This window comes from Mesorhizobium sp. M7A.F.Ca.MR.176.00.0.0, assembly GCF_004023165.1.
Classification (GTDB): domain Bacteria; phylum Pseudomonadota; class Alphaproteobacteria; order Rhizobiales; family Rhizobiaceae; genus Mesorhizobium.
Genome location: NZ_RZTC01000002.1, coordinates 4525 through 25458, shown reverse-complemented (window position 1 = coordinate 25458; position 20934 = coordinate 4525). Strand labels below are relative to the sequence as shown.

At 61.3% G+C, this 20934-nt stretch carries 17 protein-coding genes; 6 read left to right on the top strand and 11 right to left on the bottom strand.

Going from position 1 to position 20934, the window contains the following annotated elements:
* The first annotated feature begins 41 nt into the window (after positions 1-41).
* From EOB59_RS01070 to EOB59_RS01060, 3 genes are all read left to right on the top strand, one after another.
* Positions 42-419 carry a low affinity iron permease family protein gene (locus tag EOB59_RS01070; RefSeq protein ID WP_127397593.1) on the top strand — a complete coding sequence of 126 codons (378 nt, stop codon included), beginning with the start codon at positions 42-44 and terminating at the stop codon, positions 417-419.
* Between the two features lie 806 nt (positions 420-1225).
* The gene (locus EOB59_RS01065; RefSeq protein ID WP_127380194.1) at positions 1226-1969 is read left to right on the top strand and encodes a DUF4142 domain-containing protein; all 744 of its coding nucleotides are present in this window, start codon (positions 1226-1228) and stop codon (positions 1967-1969) included.
* A gap of 22 nt (positions 1970-1991) precedes the next feature.
* Complete coding sequence (locus tag EOB59_RS01060) at positions 1992-2588, top strand: general stress protein (RefSeq protein WP_127398531.1); 597 nt, start codon at positions 1992-1994, stop codon at positions 2586-2588.
* 297 nt (positions 2589-2885) lie between these two features.
* Here the strand turns inward: EOB59_RS01060 and EOB59_RS01055 are convergent, their stop codons facing one another.
* The 9 genes from EOB59_RS01055 to EOB59_RS01015 all read right to left on the bottom strand — a co-directional run bounded on the left by EOB59_RS01055 (position 2886) and on the right by EOB59_RS01015 (position 13728).
* The gene (locus EOB59_RS01055) at positions 2886-4658 is read right to left on the bottom strand and encodes an SLC13 family permease (protein ID WP_127398529.1); all 1773 of its coding nucleotides are present in this window, start codon (positions 4656-4658) and stop codon (positions 2886-2888) included.
* Positions 4659-4966: 308 nt separating this feature from the next.
* Positions 4967-6043 (bottom strand): ABC transporter ATP-binding protein, encoded by a 1077-nt coding sequence (locus EOB59_RS01050; protein ID WP_127396177.1) that lies wholly within the window; start codon positions 6041-6043, stop codon positions 4967-4969.
* Positions 6040-6840 (bottom strand): ABC transporter permease, encoded by an 801-nt coding sequence (locus tag EOB59_RS01045; protein ID WP_127320395.1) that lies wholly within the window; start codon positions 6838-6840, stop codon positions 6040-6042. The genes EOB59_RS01050 and EOB59_RS01045 overlap by 4 nt, the downstream gene beginning before the upstream one ends.
* A 1-nt stretch (position 6841) precedes the next feature.
* Positions 6842-7702: an ABC transporter permease gene (locus tag EOB59_RS01040; protein WP_127320394.1), complete on the bottom strand. Its 861-nt coding sequence runs from the start codon at positions 7700-7702 to the stop codon at positions 6842-6844.
* A 59-nt stretch (positions 7703-7761) separates the two neighbouring features.
* Positions 7762-8766, bottom strand: coding sequence for an ABC transporter substrate-binding protein (locus tag EOB59_RS01035; protein ID WP_127397116.1), 1005 nt, complete (start codon positions 8764-8766; stop codon positions 7762-7764).
* Between the two features lie 59 nt (positions 8767-8825).
* On the bottom strand, positions 8826-10295 hold the full coding sequence (locus tag EOB59_RS01030) for an aldehyde dehydrogenase (RefSeq protein ID WP_127397115.1): 1470 nt from the start codon (positions 10293-10295) through the stop codon (positions 8826-8828).
* A 10-nt stretch (positions 10296-10305) separates the two neighbouring features.
* Entirely contained in the window at positions 10306-11343 is a 1038-nt protein-coding gene (locus EOB59_RS01025) for an LLM class flavin-dependent oxidoreductase (RefSeq protein ID WP_127319049.1), read from the bottom strand.
* Entirely contained in the window at positions 11340-13148 is a 1809-nt protein-coding gene (locus tag EOB59_RS37135) for an alpha/beta fold hydrolase (protein WP_128287424.1), read from the bottom strand. Before EOB59_RS37135 ends, EOB59_RS01025 begins: the two co-directional genes overlap by 4 nt.
* The gene (locus tag EOB59_RS01015) at positions 13141-13728 is read right to left on the bottom strand and encodes an amino acid synthesis family protein (RefSeq protein WP_127268589.1); all 588 of its coding nucleotides are present in this window, start codon (positions 13726-13728) and stop codon (positions 13141-13143) included. The genes EOB59_RS37135 and EOB59_RS01015 overlap by 8 nt, the downstream gene beginning before the upstream one ends.
* A 132-nt stretch (positions 13729-13860) precedes the next feature.
* On the opposite strand from EOB59_RS01015, the gene EOB59_RS01010 reads away from it, so the two are divergent.
* Together EOB59_RS01010 and EOB59_RS01000 are read left to right on the top strand one after the other, a co-directional pair.
* Positions 13861-14538 carry a GntR family transcriptional regulator gene (locus EOB59_RS01010; protein ID WP_127268588.1) on the top strand — a complete coding sequence of 226 codons (678 nt, stop codon included), beginning with the start codon at positions 13861-13863 and terminating at the stop codon, positions 14536-14538.
* A 1223-nt stretch (positions 14539-15761) separates the two neighbouring features.
* Positions 15762-16352 carry an FAD-dependent oxidoreductase gene (locus tag EOB59_RS01000; RefSeq protein WP_245486491.1) on the top strand — a complete coding sequence of 197 codons (591 nt, stop codon included), beginning with the start codon at positions 15762-15764 and terminating at the stop codon, positions 16350-16352.
* A 386-nt stretch (positions 16353-16738) separates the two neighbouring features.
* On the opposite strand, the gene EOB59_RS00995 is transcribed toward EOB59_RS01000, so the two are convergent.
* Positions 16739-17074: a metalloregulator ArsR/SmtB family transcription factor gene (locus tag EOB59_RS00995; RefSeq protein WP_245463759.1), complete on the bottom strand. Its 336-nt coding sequence runs from the start codon at positions 17072-17074 to the stop codon at positions 16739-16741.
* On the bottom strand, positions 17058-17933 hold the full coding sequence (locus EOB59_RS00990; RefSeq protein ID WP_128287422.1) for a DNA ligase: 876 nt from the start codon (positions 17931-17933) through the stop codon (positions 17058-17060). Before EOB59_RS00990 ends, EOB59_RS00995 begins: the two co-directional genes overlap by 17 nt.
* 1682 nt (positions 17934-19615) lie before the next feature.
* On the opposite strand from EOB59_RS00990, the gene EOB59_RS00985 reads away from it, so the two are divergent.
* Positions 19616-19909: a helix-turn-helix transcriptional regulator gene (locus tag EOB59_RS00985; RefSeq protein WP_127319055.1), complete on the top strand. Its 294-nt coding sequence runs from the start codon at positions 19616-19618 to the stop codon at positions 19907-19909.
* The last annotated feature ends 1025 nt before the right edge of the window (positions 19910-20934 follow it).

Below are 20934 nucleotides of genomic sequence, written 5' to 3'. Positions count from 1 at the left end.
GCCATTACCGCACTGGTCGCCTTGATGACTTTGGCCCGGATATGAATCGGTTCCTTTTCGCGGCCTCCGACTTCCTATCTCGGCCGCCGGGCTTCTATGTCATTCTCATAGCAATGGTTTTTTGCACCGCCCTGGTGCCCTTTGGTCTCACAAGTGCGGTTACCTACGCCCTGTCGGTTGCCGCCATCGTGATCACTGGTGTTGTCCTTCTACAAGGCTATCGCGACACCGCCGCCATTCACGCCAAACTCGATGAGATCATCGTTTCACTGAATGAAACCAGAAATGACGTTGTCGGATTGGAGCACGCCGAGCCGGAGGAGATCAGGGACAAGCTTGTAGAACTCGAAGCAGAGGCGTCCCGAACGATCGGCGCTGCCAGGCGCGAACTTTCGAAAGCAACAGGAGAGAGATCATGAACAATATCATTTGGCTCGTCGGTGCGGTGGTCGTCGTCTTGGCGATTTTGAGTTTCTTTGGCCTTCGGTAGGGCGGCCATTTCCGCCGACAACCTGAAGGATTAGCGGGACCAAACTTGGCATCGCAAAATTGCTTATCATGAATGACAATCATCCGCCCCCGACAAGTTGGTGTCCGATCCACCGCCAGATTCGCAGGGCGTGCTTTTTGCCACCGCTGCCCTCGTCTCATATGCGCCCTGCTGCTGGCATTTTGGATGTCTGTTTTGATCGCTGTCGGACAGGCCCATTGTCCTATAGAGAGCCAAAAAGGTTTGGCATCAAAGTTGCATTGAGGTTGGGGCGGATGAAGCCCGCCGCTTCGCAAATGGGGCGGCGGGCTTTCATAAGTTTAACCCTCAGAAACGAGCAGCGGCGGGTGCTTTGGCCGTTCGCGCGATCACTTGGCGGAGGTCACGCATGTCGACCTGCCTACCCGCCGGCATGCCGGTTAGGCGGAGTCTGGGGCGCGACCGACGTCTTTCCGCCTTTGTGGTGCTTTTCTGACCGGGCGCGTCTGCTTCAGGCTCTTGCCGGATCGCACACCGAACTTTTCACCGTTGGATTTTTCGCCATCAGGCTCCCTCTGCGCGCAATGGCAACTCTTCGATCGGTCTGAGGTCCCGGACAATGGGATCGGTGACGCTCCGCCAGCTTCACGACGACGGGAACGGCGCCCCGAAATGTCCGACATTTGTCAACGTCCGGAACAAAGGTAGCGCCAGGAGATTGGGGTTCATCGTCCTCCTCAACCAAGGAACCTCAGCATGAGAACCAAACTACGCATGGCATCGCTCTCGATCGCGACCGTAATGACCGCTGTACTGCCTGCCTTGTCAGCAGAGACGGCACAGGACTTCGTCACGAAGGCCGCGATCGGCGGGATGTTCGAAGTGCAGTCCAGCAAGGTCGCTCAAGACAAGCTCCAAGATCCGACCCTTAAGGATTTCGCCCAGAGGATGATCTCCGACCATGGCACTGCGAACGCCAAGCTCGAGAGTATTGCCGGCGAACAGAAATTGCAGGTGCCCGCCGACCTCGACGCTGCCCACAAGAGCGACGTCGACAAGTTGCAGTCAGCTGCGGCGCCAGTCGATGCACCCTATGCCGACATGCAGAGGACGGCGCATGCCGACGCTGTGAGCATGTTTGAAAGTTACGCCAAGGATGGCGACAATTCCGCTCTCAAGTCGTTTGCAAGCGAGACGTTGCCGACACTTAAGATGCATCAGGAGATGATCGGCAAGGTCGCGGCTGCCGCTCCTGCCCCCGACAGTTCCGCGCCAGCCGCCTCCGATGCGGACACCACAAATTCTGCGGCGCCGGTGCCTGGTGCCAACAGCTTCACCGAGGACCAGGCCAAGAGCGCCATCGAGAAGGCGGGTTACTCGGACGTCTCCGCCCTGACGAAGGACGACAAGGGGATCTGGCGTGGAACCGCGAGCAAGGACGGCAAAGCAGCACCCATCGCCCTCGACTTTCAAGGCAACGTCGTTGCCGGCAAGAATTGATCACCAAGCAAGGAAAAATCAGATGAAAACCGTAACAGGACTCTTCGACAATTACGATCAAGCAAGCGACGCTGTGGGTGAGCTTGAAGCCACCGGCGTTCCGCACGACGATATTAGCATCGTGGCGAGCAATTCGAGCGGCCGGCTTACGGGCGAAGCGTCGGAGGCTGGCGAGGATGCGGCGGCGGGGGCTGGTGTCGGCGCCGTTATCGGAGGGGCCGGCGGCCTGCTCACCGGCCTCGGCCTGATGGCCATACCTGGTGTCGGCCCCGTGGTTGCCGCGGGCTGGCTGGCAGCGACTGCGGTCGGCGCTGTCGGCGGTGCCGTGGTCGGTGGCGCAGCTGGTGGCATCATCGGCGCGATGACAGAGTCCGGTGTGCCGGAAAACGACGCACATGTTTATGCCGAAGGCGTTCGGCGTGGGGGAACAATGGTCACAGCCAGGGTCGAAGACGACCTAGTCCCCGACGCGGAAGAGATACTGAAGCAATATAATTCCGTCGACATAGCCCGCCGTCGAAACGAATACGAAGCAGGCGGTTGGACCGGCTTCGATCCAACGGCTGATGTCTACACAGGTGATGACCTGGAGGGGGCCAGAGGGCGTCGCAACGTGTGAGATGAAATGACTGGGCGGCTAACAGGCCGCCCTCGTCCGCCCTGCGCGATGTGCAACGCTCGTATCTCAGGTTAGCGGCAAGATCGAATGTCGTTGTGACGGCTTGCAGTTCACCATGGCCCTGCCGCTGCGCAAAACACGCCTTGTGCCGACTTTTGCTTGCTTTCCCTTCGCCCCGATAAACGGCTGGAACAAAGTGTCTATCGCCGCGGGCGGGACGAGAGGGCCACCGTTGGCGACACCAACCGGAATGTAGTGTCATGTGGGATTTCCAAGGAGGGCATCCGAATATCGATGTCAGTCCACTGGCCAAACGATCATAAGCATCGGCACGGCAACAATGACTACGAGAAAAGATAGGGGCAGTCCCAGACGGGGATAGTCGCTGAAGCGGTAGCCACCCGGCCCCATGACAAGCGTGTTGCACTGATGTCCGATCGGGGTGAGAAAGTCACAGCCGGCGCCAATGGCGACAGCCATCAAAAATGCTTCCGGCCGGTAGCCCAGATCACTAGCAAATTCGGCGGCGATAGGCGCCATGACAAGGACGGTGGCGGCATTGTTGAGGAATGGCGTAACGGCCATGGCGGCGACAAGGATGAGCATCAGTGCGCCGGACGCCGGAAGAATGGTCCCTAGTTTGGCAAGCTCGCCGGCAACTACTCCCGTCGCCCCTGTACTGCGTAGCGAATCGCTTACTGGAATGATAACGGCCAGCATCACGAGGATAGGCCCATCGAGCGATTGGTAGACGTCGCGGAGCGGAATGACCTTGAAAAGCACAACCGCGACAGCGGCCGCGAAGAAGGCGACGGAGACTGGCAGCAGCCCAAACGCCGTCGCCACCATGGCGAGAGCAAGGATTACTACCGGCACGATACCCTTGCGGACGCTACCAAGAAGGATAGCTCTTTCTGCCAGCGGTAAGCAGCCGAGTTCACGAAGTATCTCGGGCATCCTGGCTGCACTGCCCCGCAAAACGACAACGTCCCCGAGCCTCAGCTCGACTTCGGCCAGCCTGCGGTCGAGGCGCTCCCCGCGACGGCTGACAGCCAGGAGGTTGACATTGAAGCGATCGTAAAGGGCAAGGCGCTGGGCGGTCCAGCCGATCAAAGAGGAGCTTTCACCGATTACGGCTTCGATAGCGACCATTTCGTTGGTGGTGTCGTCGCCACCAACCCTATCCCCGGTCACGCTGAGCCTGCCCTGGGAGACAAGGCGATCCAGCGCTTCTGGGTCGCCCTCGAGCAACAGGATGTCATTCACCTTGAGGATCGCGTCGGGCAGTGGCGTCATCCGCATCGTGCGATTGCGCAGAATCGACGTCACGATTGCATCGCCGCCGGCGAGCTTCATGAGGTCTGCGACGGTTTTCCCGAGCACCGTGGAGTCGGCGACAATTCGAGCCTCCGTAAGGTAGTTCTTGATGTCGAGGGCTTCGTTCAGTGATCCGCCAAGCTTTTCGCGCACCGGCAACAACCAATAGAAAAACAGAAGGAAGATCGTTCCGGCAGCGGCTATGGCAGCTCCAACAGGTGTGAAGTCGAACATTGTGAAGGCGGTTCCGGTCAGTTCCTCTCGTACTCGGGACACAACGATGTTGGGAGATGTTCCCACCTGCGTCATTAGGCCGCCGAGCAGTGACCCGAACGCCATAGGCATCAGAAATATCGAGGGTGAAATGTTAGACCGGCGCGCGAACTGGAAGGCGATCGGAATCATGATAGCGAGCGCCCCGATATTCTTTACAAAGGCAGAGAGGATCGTGACCACGATCACCAGCAGCGCCAGTTGCGACCGAACTCCCGATAATTTCGGAGCAAAGCGCTTGATGGCGGCCTCCATGATACCCGAGCGCGATATCCCTGCGCTCACCAGCAGAGCGCTGCCGACAATAACCACGATATCGTCGCTGAACCCGCTGAAGGCTTCGTCAAGAGGCACAATGCCAACCGCGAGAGCAAGCAACAGTGCCGCGGCCGCGACCAGATCATAACGATAGCGACCCCACACGAACGCTGCCATCATCGCGAAGGTTACGGCGAATGACAAAATTTGCTGCGTCGTCATGTCTTCGAATGCCCCAGCCGCCAATGCGACTGATCAGAACGGCCAAACCGCCCCTTTTGTTGCTTCGCTGATTGCGGCTTTGCCAGCACGATCCTGAACGCCATCGGGCGATGGTCCCACGGCTTCCAGCGCAGTCGCCTGCGATCGTCAGCTTTCAGGCGATGGCAAAACCGACCTTACGACCATGAGGCGCAAAGCAGTCCGGCGGCGTTGGGCCAGGAGCGGATCGGCAGCGTTCAGACACGGATTTTAAGAAGCGGTTCTTCGGGCCTTCACAGACATCGACGCGACCTGACCAATCCGGCCCTTCAGGCCGGAAACAAGAAGGCCGATCCGGGATCAAAAAAGATACGCTTGCCTGATGTTGTGGCGCTGTCTGCTCCCTCCGCGTCAGAGGCTGGCCTGACATCAATTTCGTCGCCGGCGGCCGTGCGCGCCATGACGCGCCGGCGGTCGCCAAAGAACGCCGTGTCGATGATCTCGACGGCGAGCGCCGCGCTCATGGCTCCAGGCGCGAGGCGGAAGGCTTCCGGGCGCACCATCAGCCGGACCCTCTGACCCTGGCCGAACGATGTTGTCGTTTTGATACCGGTCACGATCGAGCCGTCGGCCAGGCGGATCGTGGATGCGCCACGCGCGGTTTGCAAATGCTCAGCCGGCAGAAAATTCGAGTTGCCGATGAAGCCGGCAACAAATTCGCTCGCCGGCCGGAGGTAAAGATCCTCGCCGGTGCCGATCTGTTCGATGCGGCCTTCCCTGAACAGCGCGATTCGATCGGATAGGTGCAGCGCCTCCTCCTGGTCGTGCGTGACATAGAGGATGGTGACGCCTGTCTCCCGGTGGATGCGGCGGATCTCGGCCTGGATTTCCTGGCGTAGCTTCTTGTCAAGCGCCGATAGCGGCTCGTCCATCAAAAGGATCGGCGGGTCGTAGGCGAGCGCGCGGGCAAGCGCCACGCGCTGCTGCTGGCCGCCAGACAGCGCGCCCGGATGGCGGTCGGCGAAGTTTTCGAGACGCACCAGCGCCAGCATGTCGGCAACCTTGCGCTTGATCTCAGCATCGGGCCGGCGGCGCACGCGCAGCGGAAAGGCGACATTCTCGGCGACGCTCAGATGCGGAAACAGCGTGTAGCGCTGGAACACCATGCCGATGTTACGCTTGTGCGACGGCACCGAAAGCAGCGACATGTCCTCCAGAAGCACATCGCCTGAGCTCGGATCCTGGAAACCCGCAATAGCGTAGAGCGTCGTCGACTTGCCGGAGCCGGACGGGCCGAGGAATGTCAGGAATTCACCTTTGGGCACATCGATGGTCACGTCGTGGACGGCGACGAAGGCGCCGAACGTCTTTCTTAGCGCGCGTATGGACAGGAAGGACCGGGTCATCTGGACAATTTTCTGCGAAGGAGTGCGGTCACAATCATCAGGCAAAACGTCAGGCCCACGAGCAGGCTGGAGGCGGCGGCGACCACCGGGCTGAGGTCTGCGCGCAGGCTGCCCCAGATCTTAACCGGCAAGGTCTGCAAGGTCGGACTTGCCATGAAGATCGCCACCACGACCTCATCCCACGAGGCCAGGAACGAGAAGATCGCGGCCGAGAAGATGCCGATCCTGATCGACGGCAAGGTGATCCTCAGCCGCGCCTGAAACGGACTTGCGCCGCAGACGATGGCTGCATCCTCGATCGATTTATCGAAACCTTCGAGCGCCGCGGTGATCGGGATGATGGCGAAGGGAAGCGCCAGGATGGTGTGGGCGATGACGAAGCCGACCGTGGTGCCGGCGAGGCCGATGCGCAGGAAGAAAGCGTAGATGGCGATGGCGAAAACGACGACCGGCAGCACCATCGGCGTCAACAGCAATCCGCGCAGGACCTGGCGTCCGCGGAACTCACCCCTGACCAGGCTGAAGGCAGCGAACAGGCCGATGATGACGGCCAGCATAGCGGCCATGGCGGCAATTCGGGCACTGGTCAGCGCGGCATCGATCCAGGTCGGGTCGCCCAGCAATTGCTGATACCATCTCAGCGTCCAGCCGGGTGGCGGAAAGGCCAGCCAGCGCGACGAACCGAACGACAGGAGCACGATGAAGACCACCGGCAGCAGCAGGAATGCCGCGACGGCCGCCGTGAAGCCGACAAGCGCCACCCGCAGCCATCCGAGCCGTTCATAGTCGAGCAGCATGTCAGATCCCTCCCCCGGCGCGCCTGGCACCAACCAGGCGAAGCTGGATCGCGTAGAGCGCCATGGTGACGACAAGCAGGACGAAGGCGGCCGCACTGCCGAGCCCCCAGTTGAGTAGCGACTGCACCGTCTGGGCGATCATCTCTGCCAGCATCATGTTCGATGTGCCGCCGAGCAGGGCCGGTGTGACGAAGTAGCCGAGCGACATGACGAAGACCATCAGACCGCCGGCGGCGACGCCCGGAAGAGACAGCGGTAAGAGGATGCGGCGGAAGGCCTCGAACGGGCTTGCGCCGCAAAGGGCGGCGGCGCGCAGCGTCATAGGGTCGATGGCGCGCAAAGTGCCCACCAGCGGCAGGATCATGAAGGGCAGCATGATGTAGACCATGCCAATGGTGACCCCGGCCAGATTGTTGATAAGCGGCAGCGGCTCGTGGATGATGCCGAGCCCCATCAGTGCCCGGTTGATCACCCCCGTACGCTGCAGCAGCACCATCCATGCATAGGTGCGGGTGAGAAGGTTGGTCCACATCGACAGCACGATGATGCCGAAGACGATCGATCCCATGGCCGGCGGCATGATCGCCAGCATCCATGCAACGGGAAAGGCCACCAGGATGGTGACGGCGGTTACGACCGATGCGACCAGGAAAGTGTTGAGGAACACCCGCACATAGGTGCCGCTGCCGAACAGGGTCGCGTAGTTCTGCAGGCCCGGTTCAGGATCGGTTACGCTGCGCAGCAGCAGGGCCACCACCGGCATGATGAAGAACAGGCCGACCAGCAGCAGAGCCGGCAAGGCGCTGCCGCTGCCGGCCGGCAGGCCGGCGACTGAGCTGCGTCTGAAAGAAATTCCTTGCATCGAGCGGTCCTGTCCCGAAACGGGGCGCGCAAGCCGCGCGCCCGTCACCTGCAACGGCGTTACTTGGTCTGCCAGGCATACCAGCGCGTGGCGATCTCATCTCGATGCTCGGCCCAGTAGTTCATGTCGAGGTTGATCTGTCCCTCAACATGGGCATCGGGGAGTGCTTTGACGGCATCGGCGGGCATCTCAGCCTTGGCCTTGGTATTGATCGGCGCATAGCCGCTTGCCTCGGCGAATTTCGCCTGGCCGGTCGGGCTGGACGCAGCGGCAAGGAACTTCATCGCACTGCCCTTGTTCTTGGCGCCTTTCGGCACGACGAGCACGTCGGCGGCGGTGAGGTTCTGGTTCCAGGAGACTCCGACATCGGTGCCATCCTGCTGAAGGGCAAAGACGCGCCCGTTCCACAGTTGCCCGAAGGCGGCCTCCCCGGAAGCGATCAGCTGCTGTGACTCAGCACCGCCGCCCCACCAGACGATGTCGGACTTGATGGTGTCGAGTTTCTTGAAGGCACGGTCGAGGTCAAGCGGATAGAGCTTGTCCGCCGGCACGCCGTCGGCGAGCAGCGCGATCTCGATGACGCCGGGCGCCGACCATTTGTAGAAGGTCCGCTTGCCGGGAAACTTCTTGGTGTCGAACATGTCGGCCCAGCCGGTCGGTTCGCCCGTTACGGCACTCTTGTTCCACGCGAGCACGAAGGAATAATAGAAGCTGCCGACGGCATGCTCATTGCTGAAGCGCGGGTCGAGATCGGCCCTGGGCACCAGGGAATAGTCGATCGGTTCCAGCAGCCCGTCCTTGGCGGCCTTGATGGCGAAGTCCATCTCCACGTCGACGACATCCCAGGTAACGTTGCCGGCATCGACCATGGCCTTGAGCTTGCCGTAGTCGGTTGGTCCGTCTTGCAGGACCTTGATGCCGGAGTTGTCCTCGAAGGGGGCTGCCCAGGATTTCGTCTGCGCCTCTTGCGTGGTGCCACCCCAACTTGTGAAGGCCATTTCATCGGCCTTGCCAGCGGTGGCGGCGAGCAGTCCGGCCAGCAAGCCGGTCAGAAACAATTTCATGATATTCTCCTCTGTTGGTCTGTTCTTGTTTTTCTCAATGCACCTGCGCCCCACACCCCTCAGCGCATGACGAAGGGATCCGGGATCGGCTCGTCCGACGTCTTGATCCAGACGGATTTCGAGCGCGTGTAATCTCTGATGGCGTCGAGCCCGCCTTCGCGGCCGAGACCCGACAGGCCGTAACCGCCAAACGGAACGAGCGGCGATACGGCGCGATAGGTGTTGACCCAGACAACACCGGCATGGATGTCACGCGCCATGCGATGCGCCTTGCCGAGATTGCTGGTGAACACGCCCGAAGCCAGGCCAAAGGGCGTATCGTTGGCGAGCGCCAGTGCCTGCGCCTCGCTGTCGAAGGCAAGCACGCTGAGCACCGGCCCGAACAATTCCTCGCGCACGCAAGGCAGGTCGCTGCCGCCGGCGTCGATGATAGTCGGCGCGTAGTAGAAGCCGTCGCCGGTTGGCCGCGTTCCACCGGTGACCAGTCTGCCGCCCGCGGCAAGGCTCTCCGCGACCACCTTCTCGATCCAGTCTCGCTGGCGCAGCGTGGCGAGCGGCCCCATTTCTGTGGCCGGATCCTGTGGGTCGCCGATGCGGATCGCTTCGGCCTTGCGCTTCAGCCGGACGAGGAACTCATCTTTTACCGAACGCTCGATCAGCAACCGTGACCCGGCGACGCAGCTCTGGCCGGTCGCGGCGAAAATGCCGGCGACAACCGCATTGGCGGCGCTGTCGAGGTCGGCGTCGGCAAAGACGACGATCGGGCTTTTGCCGCCGAGCTCCAGCGTCGTGTAGGCAAGGTTCTCCGCCGTATTCCTGACAATGGCGCGCGCCGTCGAGGGGCCGCCGGTGAAGGCGACGCGCGAGACCAGTTTGTGGCTGGTCAGGCGCTGGCCGCACTCATGGCCGAAGCCGGTGAGGATGTTGACGACGCCGGAGGGAAAGTCGGCTTCCTCGACGAGTTCGGCAAAAGCGAGCAGCGGCGCCGGACCATCCTCGGAGGCCTTGAGCACGATTGTGCAGCCCGCGGCCAGCGCCGGGCCGAGCTTGACGGCCGAAAGGAACAGCTGCGAATTCCACGGCACGACGGCGGCAACGACGCCGATCGGCTCGCGACGAATGGTGACGTCGAGATCCGGCTTGTCGATCGGCACATGCGCGCCTTCGTGCTTGTCGGCGAGCCCGCCATAATAGCGGTAGTAGTCGCCGACATAGGCGATCTGGGCGCGCGTTTCGCGGATGATCTTGCCGGTGTCGCGTGTCTCGAGTTGGGCAAGGCTCGCGGCATTGGCGGCGACGAGGTCACCGAGCTTGACAAGCAGCTTTCCACGCTCTGTCGCTGTCATCCTTCGCCATGGGTCTGAGCGCAATGCGCGGTGCGCCGCCTCGACGGCGCGGTCGACATCGGCTTCGCTCGCCACCGGCATCCTGGCCCAGGCCGCGCCGGTCGACGGGTCGACGCTGTCGAACGTGGCTGATGGCTCGTCGAAGCGGCCGTCGATGAAGTTCCTGAAAACAGCGTCGGTCATGGGCTCGCGATCAGAGGAAGGCCGGCATTACCCGGTCGATGAACAGTTTCAGCGATTTCGTTTTGCGCTCATGCGAAAGCCCGCTGTCGATCCAGATCGAATACTGGTCGTAGCCGAGCGCCTCATAAGCCTTCAGTCGAGCGAGGACTTCGTCGGCTTCGCCGATCACCAGATTCTGCCTGATCCTGTCCGGCGCGTATTGCGGCATGGCCGCGATCTCGTCCTCCGTCAGCGGTTCCAATATGCCTTGGTGCACCGGCTTCTTGTTTTGGAACCAGGCGCCGAACTGGCAGTAAAAGGCCGACAGGTCCTGGGTGAGGCGATCGGCATCGGCTGCGTCCTCGGCGACGAAGGTGTGCATCAAAAGCATGATCTCCGGCCGTTCGATCTCGGGATGCGCGGCGCAGGCTCCGTTGAAGCGCTGCATCAGGCTCGCCACCTCGTCGTCGCCAGAAGCCAGCGGCGTCACCTGCACCTTGCATCCATGGGAAACGGCAAAATCGTGCGAGTTCGGATCGCGCGCCGCCACCCAGATCGGGGGGTAGGGTTTCTGCAGCGGCTTGGGCGAGGAGGTGGTGGGCGGGAACTGCCAGAACTCGCCTGAGAGCTCGAAGTCGCCTTCCCAGAGGCCGCGGATCGCCGGTATGATCTCACGCATGCGCTGGCCGGCGCCCCAGGCGTCGAGGCCTGGAAAGATACGCTGATATTCATAACTGTAGGCGCCGCGCGCGATGCCGATGTCGAGCCGACCACCGCTAATGACGTCGGCCATCGCCGCTTCGCCGGCAAGTTTGATCGGATGCCAGAAGGGCGCGATCACGGTTCCGGTACCGAGACGGATCCGGCTGGTTTTGGCCGCGAGATAAGCGATATTGATAAAAGGATTGGGCGAAATGGTGAATTCCATGCCGTGATGCTCGCCGATCCAGGCGGTCTCGAATCCGGCCTGTTCGGCCATCAGGACCAACTCCTCGAGCTCGGTCACGAGCTCGGAATGCGGCTTGGCGAGGTCCGACCGTTCCATATGCACGAAGAGCGAGAATTTCATCGCTGGTCACCTGTGTTGGGTGCTGTGGAACCGGCGGTCCTGGCGAGCGGCCGGACCTCGCCTTCGACATCGTTGCCGACATAGACGCCGAATGCATCCACTGAGCATTCCTTGACATAGCGTGCGAGCATCGAGCGGATCGCCGGATCGGCGATTTTCAACTCCTCGATCGCGTGGATCTCGACCAGCCTGATGCCGCGATCGCTGGAAGCGGGCACGTCGAACGTGCCGCGATAGTAGACATGTGTGCGCGAAACATCTCTGGCATCGTCCCAGACGGCGAAAAGGAAGCCCAGCTTGGCCTCGATGGCCCTCGCGGCAAGCACCCCTCGCAGGCTTTTCCCATCGCCAGCCGCACCCAGACCCCGACCGCGCGGCAGTTCAAAACCATCCGCCGTGTCCAGGAACAGGATTCGGCCGCCATTCTCGAGGATGGCGCCGACATCGGTGCCGGGCTGGGTGGCTGCCAGCGCGTCCTGGCTGAGGCCGGGCGCGACATACGCGCCGCGGCAATAGCCGAGCGGCTGCGCGGAATTGTGCTCGAAATCGCGGACGCGGCCAATGAGGATCGAATGATCACCGGCATCGACCAGCCGCTCCATGTCGCAGTCGAAGGATGCGACGGAGCCGTCCAGCACGGGGCTGCCCGTTCGTCCCGGTCGCCAGGCAACGGCGGCGAACTTGTCGGCCGCTTTCGAGGCGAATATGCCGGACGCTGCCTTCTGATCCTCGTTGAGGACGTTGATGGCGAAGCTTTTCGATGTCGCAAAGACAGGATGGCCAACCGCCTTATGAGCGATGCAGACCAGCACCAAAGGTGGATCAAGCGACACCGAGGTGAAGGAGTTGGCGGTGAAGCCGCGCGGCTCGCCTTCGGGCCCGATGGTGGTGACGATGGTGACGCCGGTGAGGAAGGAACCCAGCGCACGGCGGAACTCGCTGCCGTCGAACCCGGTGTTCGCCGCGGCAGCGCTGTCTTGCTCGATCGCTTCGCCTTCTTTGAGGAAGTCGACGATATGGCGCGTCGTCAGGCCGGGATCCGCCACCGCCATCATATGCCGCTCGCCTGAGAGCACTGTGCAGCGGCCATGCGGCGCCAGCCGCGCCATCGCGGCCGACATTGCCGGCGAAGAATTCCTGTCCTCGGAACCGGTCATGAACAGGGCCGGTACGGCTAGCCTCGGCAGGCGGTCAGCGTGGTCGCTGTCGGCACGAGCGAACAGGCGATAGGTGCGAGCATAACCTTCCGGGTCGACGGCACCCAGTACGGCGGCCGTCTTCCGTGCAGCCGCCTCGAGCTCGACCGGCACCGGATCTCCGAACCAGCGGGCAATGGTCTGTGCCGTGCCGGTCACGTCACTCTTGCCGGTAAGCGCCACCGCGCGCTGGCGAACAGCTTCGGCCAGTTCAGGTGGCCGCCGGAACACGGCATTCAGCGAGACGATGCGGCGGACGCGCTCGGCTGCGCGTAGCGCGAGTTCCTGGGCAACGAGCGCGCCCATCGAGTGGCCGATGACGGATACTTTGTCGAGGCCGAGATGGTCGAGCAGGCGAATGGCCTGATCAGCATAGTCGGCGAGTTCTGGGTTCTGCGGCGGCAGCGGCGACTGACCGTGGCCGAGCATGTCGATGGCGATGACGTCGAAGCTATCGGACATCCGCTCGATCTGCGGCTGCCAGATCGCGGCGTTCATACCAACGCCATGAATAAAAAGCACCGGTGCGCCCGCGCCGACACGGATGAAGCCGGTGCCGTCGGGCGCCGCACCCCGTCGAACCCATGCCGATGCGGAAGCGTCAGCCATGCACGTCCCCAAGCTCTTTGAGGTCCTGGTAGCGGTCGCCGATTCGATGATGCGGGCGGCCGCCGATCGAGGCGCCGAGCGCCACAACCAGCTCGTCGGGCGCCGGTGCATCGCCGATCTGGAAATGCACGGTGAGGTAATGCGAGCGCCGCCCTTCGTCATTTTTGTCCATCAGCGGAATGATGATCGGGGTGTTCGGCCCGCCGCGCAGATTGGTGAAGGCAAGGTAGGTCTTGGCGCTTACGGCACGCCGATAGTGGTTGCCGAAGTGCAGCGTATGGATCAACGCCGACGCATGCTCGATCTCGCCCGACGTACCGCAGATGGCGGCCTTGCCATAGCCCTCGATAGCCTCGCCGGAACCGGCGGCGGCAACGATCTCGTGGGTCAGGATCTCTCCCAGCACCGGCGCACAGGCTCGGATTTGGGGCGACAGATCGTCGGTGAAGCCGCGACCGGCCCAGGGATTGGTCAACACCGCTGCGACGCCGATAAGGCGCAGCGGCCGGGGGGCGGCCTTGCCGCCTTCGATCAGCGTGTTCTCGGTATAGGTAACGATCTTACGAATGGCGGGCTGCATGGAATTCCTCGGTAGGTGGTGCCTCGGGACATCCAATCCCGCTATCATCTTATGGTATACCATGCTATGGAGCGCCAAGTACCTTGTCAACCGGGCATCGAATCTGTTTTCGTAGCGGCGCAGGAGGCATACATGCCAGACGACACGCTTCGCATCGACCGCAGCTCCAAGACCTTGAGGACGCTGGCGCTGGAGCGCATGCGCGAAGCGATCATGGATTTCCATTTCCAGCCTGGCGAAAGGCTTGTCGAACGGCCGCTTTGCGACCAGCTCGGCGTCAGCCGTTCCGTCGTGCGTGAGGTCCTGCGGCAGCTGGAGGCAGAGGGGCTCGTGCAGATGATCCCTGGGCATGGGCCGGCCGTCGCCAGGCCGGACCTCGGCCGTACCGACGAGATCTACGAGCTTCGGGCTCTGCTTGAAGGCATCGCGGCCCGAGCCTGTGCCCTGTCGGCCACCGGCGAGCAGTTGGCAACGCTCGAAGGGGCGCTGGCGGATTTGTTCGATGCGTGGGCGTCGGCGACGCCGCCTGCGGTGATGCGGGCGACGACCAAATTCTACGAGGCACTGTTCGAGGCCGCCGACAAGCGTGTCGCCTGGGAAATCGTCTCCGGGCTGAATGTCCGCATCAACCAGCTTCGTTCGATGACAATCGTCTCGACCAACCGGCGCGAAGCGGCGATCGCCGAGATGAACGAGATCATGGATGCGATCCGCGCACACAAGCCGGAAGCGGCGGAAGCAGCAGCGCGGCGGCATGTCGAGTCCGCCTGGAAGATCGCCCGGAACACACTACGCGTCGATTGTCCTTAGTCTCACCACCAAATTTCCAACAGAGCCGATCGCCCACGAATCGGGCTGCGTGCGGAAGCTTTACCTCACCTTAAGAGTGCCGCAGCAACACCCCGCTCTATACAGAGGGTGCCTCTGGGGCTCGTCGCGTGGAGCGAGCGGTTTTCTTCGCTACTTCGATTCTCAGGAAGCTAATCACGCGGCCTCTCTTGTGTCATCGTAGCTGACAGCAGACTTCTCGAAAGCCAGATCACTCCGTCGAGCCCAGTTCCTCTCAGCATCGAGCAGCTCATTCTCCCCACTCAAACTGTTCATGAACAGCCTGAGTACGTGCGCAGCCGTGCGCTCTCCCGCCCGCGAAGCAACAGGTACGCCGCGCTCTTTGCAGACCGTCTCACAAACACGGGCAAGCATCACAATGTCGCTCGGTTCTAAAAATCCACCTGGATACAACATACCGTCCTCTGTTGGAAAGCTACGTGAGCCTTTGATTACGCTAGGTCACCGGCAGCAACAATCAACTATGATAGTCTGCACCTCGACTGGTCAGAAAATCTGAGCGGCCTTCAGACGGTGGGCATCGCGCCACTCCGAGTCGGAAGGACAGAACTATCAGGCTAGGTTTTCCCGTTAGGTCGATTCGGTCCAATCGCGTGGGCCCGGGTAATGCGAACGGTCGCTCGTCTAATGGCAAGTTGGCCGGTGAAATGCCATGTCGGCATTTTCGGGCACCTGGAATTGAAGCCTTGCAAAAGCTGGAACCCCTCGGTGTCGCAGACCGCGCAAATCAAATCGAGGCGCGCACCGCCGCCCGGTGAGAGACACCTCGACGAGTTGCCGCGAAAATCCACCTTGAAGGCCTGACCGTCAGCTACTCATCCCCCTGCCAAAGCAGGGAACAAGATCCTTTGGGCAATGTTAGGCGCAATGCCAAGTTCTTCCTCCGGTCATGTGTTTGACGTGGCGATTGTCGGCGGCGGCCCCGCAGGACTTGCGGCAGGCATGTATCTGGCGAGATTCTTGCGTTCGGTGATCTTGGTCGACGCTGGCGACGCACGAGCCAAGCTCATTCCAAAATCGCATAACTGTCCTGGCTTCCCGGACGGCGTAGGCGCGCCAGAGTTGCTCGGCCGTCTCAAAGCCCAGGCACGGTGCAGGCGTTGTGGACGGTCGTGTAGCGGGCGCCGAGAAGCGCGACGGGACCTTTCCTGACGACCACCTTCGGGACCATCCGAGCACAGCGCATGGTTCTTGCAACCGGGATTGTGGACAAGGCCCCGGCAATAGAAGAGCTGGAGGAGGCGGTGGCGGCCGGCACCGTCCGACTGTGTCCGGTCTGCGACGCCTACGAGCCCGTGGGCAAGCGCATCGGCGTCGTAGGCCCAGTGCATCTGGCACTCAAGGAGGCCCTGTTCTTGAAGGAGTACAGGGGTCAGGTCACCTTGCTCGCCAGCTATCCGGAGGATATTTCCGAGGACGCTCGCGGCATGGCCTCGGCAGGCGTCATCGAATCTGGGACACCGTCGAGAATCTGGTCGCTCGGGCAACCGGGTTCGACGTTGTCATGGCCGACGGTGCGCCAATGCGGGACGTGGATGTGGTGTACCCCGCAATGGGCTCTGATGTGCGCTCTGAAACTTGCCGTCGCACTCGGTGCAGGGTGTGACGCGCAAGGATATGTTCTGGTCAGCCGACACCTCGAAACGTCCACTGCGGGCCTCTATGCCATTGGAGACGTGGCTGAGGGCCTCAATCAAATTGCCGTTGCGTTTGGTCATGCCGCCACCGCAGCAAGACATATCGACAACGCACTTCAGTCTAGGCCGGGAAGCTGACCGGCCACCCTGCCATGGGGTAGCGTCTGACCTAACGAAGGCCGGCACGGTTGCGAATTTGGGGGTGGATCACGCCGTGCCGGCCAGTGCTGGACGCCCCAGCTCAGTTACGCTACCGGCACAATAGGAATCCAGCAATTAAACCTGATGGTCTAGGTAGCCCGTCGGCCATTCCGCGATAGCGCCTCCCCTACGATCCGTCGCTGTCAAAATGTGCACTGTTGAGCGCACACGTCGTCGCGACGGGGCGCCCACGATCTGCCCCGGTTCGCGATAAGCGCGGCGTCAAATTTCAAACTGATACGCTGCCGTAATGCGCGGTCCAACTACTTGCAAACGAACAGTCGAACTCCCTTGCCACAGGCCATCACCAAACCGACTGGCTGTCACGGATTGAGGTCAGAAAGCATGTCGTTTTCTACCCATCTTTCCAAAAGCTGAATGAGCTTCAGAGCCCGGTCGGTGCACGAATAAAAGGTTGTGTTCCTTTCGCGTCTCTTGGCAACCAAATCAAATTTCCGCAACATGACAAGATGCTGAGAGAGAGCGGGTTGGCTCAGTCCAACCCGAAATGCCAGATCGCGGACCCGTATCTCGCCTTTGGCCATTATGAACAGAGACAGAAGTCGCTTCTCGTTGCCCATGGCCGCGAGGAGCCCGGCCGCGGATGCGGCATAACTGGGCAACTTTTCCGATCTGTCTTCCTCAGCCAGCGCCACCACTGTTGATCTCCCACAGATCCTGCACGGGAGCATTGCGCAGCTTGGGCGCGCCGCGTAGCGTCCGGACGCGAGCGTTGATGTCCGGCTTCACCCATTCGACCTCAGGCGTGACCTGCGCCGTGGGAACGCCATTCGGTGGCCCGGCCTTGGCCTTCTGCTCGCGTGTCCAGAGCCAGTTCTTGATTGCATCGGTTTTGGCGATCACCGCCTTGCCGACATTCTTGACGTGTCGTGCGAACAGCCTCTCTGTCCACTCGCCGGGCTGCCGCTTGATCCCAATAAGTTCAAAATCAATGTCCCAGCACTTCAGCCAGACTGCATCCTTTGCCCCGCTGCGGTAAGGGGTGACCTTGCGCTTCGAGACGATACCTTTGAGGCTCATCCGATCGGCCGCTTCGTAGATCTCGACACCGCCTTCGACATGCTGGCTGCACTGGACGATGCCTTCGGCCGGCTGGATGAGTTCCCGCAGGATTGCCTTGCGCTCGACTGCTGGCCGCCAGCGCAGATCTTCGCCACTTTTGTGCAGGATATCGAAGGCGACGAAGGCGAGCAGCTCGGCATTCCACGCCATGCGCGAATACATCGCGTGAAAGTTCGGCCGGCCGCCCGGCTGCGGCGCGATCATCTCGCCGCCGGGAATGAAGGATTTCGCTTTCAGCTGCTCGGCGGCAGTGACGACAGGCCGGTGACGTTTCAACCGGTCTATCCCCATGCGGGTGAAGGTGAGCGCGCCGGCCCAATCGAAAATGATCTGGGTGCAACAGCCATCATCTTTGATTTCGCACAGCCAGCCGTTGCTAACCGGCGGCTTCAGCGCCAGGACAGGCTCCTGCGGCTTGATGAACTTCAAACGCATGAACTGACTCGCAAACTGCGATTCAATTTAGCACACGCTTAATTAGTCTCGTAGCATTTTAACGGGTCATTGACCGCGCTGTCCCATTATAGGACGGCGCGGTCAAAACCCAACCGGACTGCGCAGGCGGCTCCGGCACTGAAGCGCCCGCCCGAATGCCGGAGCCGCCACTCACACCTAATTTACCAGCAATGGTTGAATCAACCGTTACCGCACGTGCTTTCCTCTGCGCTTCCCTGATCGTTACACTGTTGACCGAGCGGACCGAACGCTTCTAGACGATGAAAGTTCGATGGAGAGGACGAAGCTACCCGATCGTGGGCCCGTAATCCCGGCAAGCGGCATGCAGGATAGCTCTAACCTGCCTGACGTGCGGTGAGCAGACAATGCGAGAGCTTCGCTAAGCGATCTGGCACATTGACCCTCTGAGCGGTCGATCCCCTATGGACCGCTTATACAGGGTCCGCCGCCGGCGCCTCAATAGGCGGCGGGCCGCAGGTCCCAGGGCGCTCAAATCGAACGCGAAACAGCCGTCTCGCACTCATTTGCCGATGCCGCGAGAGGGGCTGCGGAAGCTTCCACCTAGTACGAGGCTTCCAGCGTTCCGAACCTTGGCTGCTGAAGATTGCTCCGTTAGCTTTTGCTGAAGCGGGTACTTGTTATGCTGCGGTGATTTTTCGTCGCCATGAAAACTAGCTGCCTCGGACAGGAACGGCTTGGCCCGAGCGGCTGGAGTCGCAAGACCCGTGGGAGGATAGTCCAGTTTCCGGATCCCGGAAACAGTATAAGTCGAAGCCGCGCTACTCGGAACTCCCAGGCCCCGCCAACCATTCCCGTAGATCTTCTTCGATTTTCGCCAAGACATAGCGAATAATTGGCACTCCGCACGCAGGATCTCCCCTTCGATGGGAAATTGCTTGAACGAGATCGTCCAGGCGATCTAGATAAGGTAGGCGGCTCATCAGCCTTCACCACGCTGCACCTCACATGCGCTCTCCATGAATGAGTACCCACCACGCCACCGAGCCGTGGCGGGTACTCAGCCAACCGCCGACGAAGGGATGATGATCGACGGTCACATTTCCAAATGTAGAAAAGGCTCCGTTGTTTCAGGGTCGGACCTTTGCGAGTCCATGTCGGGCTTCAGTCGGGCCCAGACACGATAGAGTGCCTGCAAGGGTGTGTAGCAGCGCCAGCGCGAAGGCCCCGTCACTGACCAGCAATGATGGATTTCGGAAACCAGGTTGCCTGGTCCGCAAGACTCAGTGGGTCCGCCCCCACTTGCGGGTAGAGGCGGACCCGACCGAGGCTTGGGGGCCTCGACCGGCAGCGGGGGACGCTGCCGCTTGTTCAACCTGCCGCAGCATATCAGGTTCCGCTGATTCACAAAAAGCCCACCGGAAGATGGCGGGCAGGTTCTGGAGTGTGCTGGGACCAACCAGCATAGGTCAACAAGCCGCGACAGGGTTGGTCCCGATAGCGGGCGGACGCCGCCAAGCCGCAGCCCTCGTTTCACCCGCCCGCTGCTTGCCCCACACTCTCGTCCCGGCGCCGCCTGTAGCCTGTCACATGCATCGCTGAGACATCGCTCGTAACGACCGTCCCCCTCGCGGGGAAGATCGATCATCCGATCGTCGCACAGATCGAAGGAACATTTTAGAGTTATCGAATGTTCACATCCTATGGACAGCCGAACCCAACTCTCAGCAGCTCAATCGAGAACAGCACGCGCCCTGCTGAACTGGTCGCGGGTGCGCCTTGCCGCAAAAGCCAGTCTCAGCGAAATGGCGATCAGAGATTTTGAGAACGGTATTCGAAATCCGCGTCCCCACAAGATCGCGGCCATGCGCCAAGCGTTTGAGGACGCGGGAATTACTTTCACCTTCGAAGGCGCTCAGTCGCTAGCCCGCCCTGAAGGTCATAGCGGTCTCGCCACCACCAATAGAATGTGGCGCCGCCGGCAGAGACAAGCATAACGATAAGAGTCCTTCATCCGCGTAGAGAGTATGTGTCTAGTGCGCGTGCCTGAGCATCGGTCTGCCGGCGACGACGCGCTCAAGCTGCTGGCACGCTTCGGCATGGTCGGCATCGCCGCCACAATTCTGTATGCCGCTTTGGTTACCGCTTTTATCGGAACGGCTCGCTGTCACCCCATCCAGCCCTCGCTTGGGGCATATGCCGCAGCCACCCTGTATTCGGACCTGGCTTACAGATCCCTGACGTTCGTGTCGGGCCCATCGCATCGAACTGAAGCTCCGCGTTTCCCGGCGATTCTTGACGCGCTCAGATAACATCGCGCCGTGTGACGGCGAGTCCTAGCCGCCTGCGCGGACGTCTCAATCGAGATGCCGGCCTTTCGCAGAATCGCCAGGAGTCTGGCAGGGGCATTGTTGTATTTGGTGGGTCATAAAGTTTTTGCGCCGGCCTTAGGAACATGCATCCGGAATCTAAGTTGGGAACGTGCTTGGTGTGAGAACTCCCTCCCTCAAGTCCAAGCTCTGGTGCAGGGCCCGTCGCTGTGACCTCAGCGGCGGGCCAACCTGGAGAAACCCATGCAACCTTTTCGTAAGGCTGGAACCCGTTTGCAGCTCGGCTTCGGGCAGGTCTCAAAGCCAAGGCCCCCTCTAGTCGTGCCTTCAGCGGCCGGTCTACTCGTCAGACGCTCCACGGTCTCAATGATGGCCTTCGCCAGCGGCTCGGGTTGTAGTGACCAGTCAGCCCAATCCTCGGATGGTAGCACGCCAAGGGCGATATTTGCGGATCCGCGCCTGGACAGTTTGGCCTCCTACCAGAATACCGTTGAATTTACAGTTTGGTAAAAAATTCCCCATCAATCGTAGACTGATTCGCGGCCGCCAGTGAGGAAGGAGGGTGACGGCCTTCCGGTGTCCTGCTCGGCTAGGAAAACCAAGCGCGATCCAAACTTCCATCCTGGGAGCAAGGTTGCCTTGAATCGAAAGTGGGTCCGCCCCACTGGCAGGCAGAGGCGGACTCGGCCGAG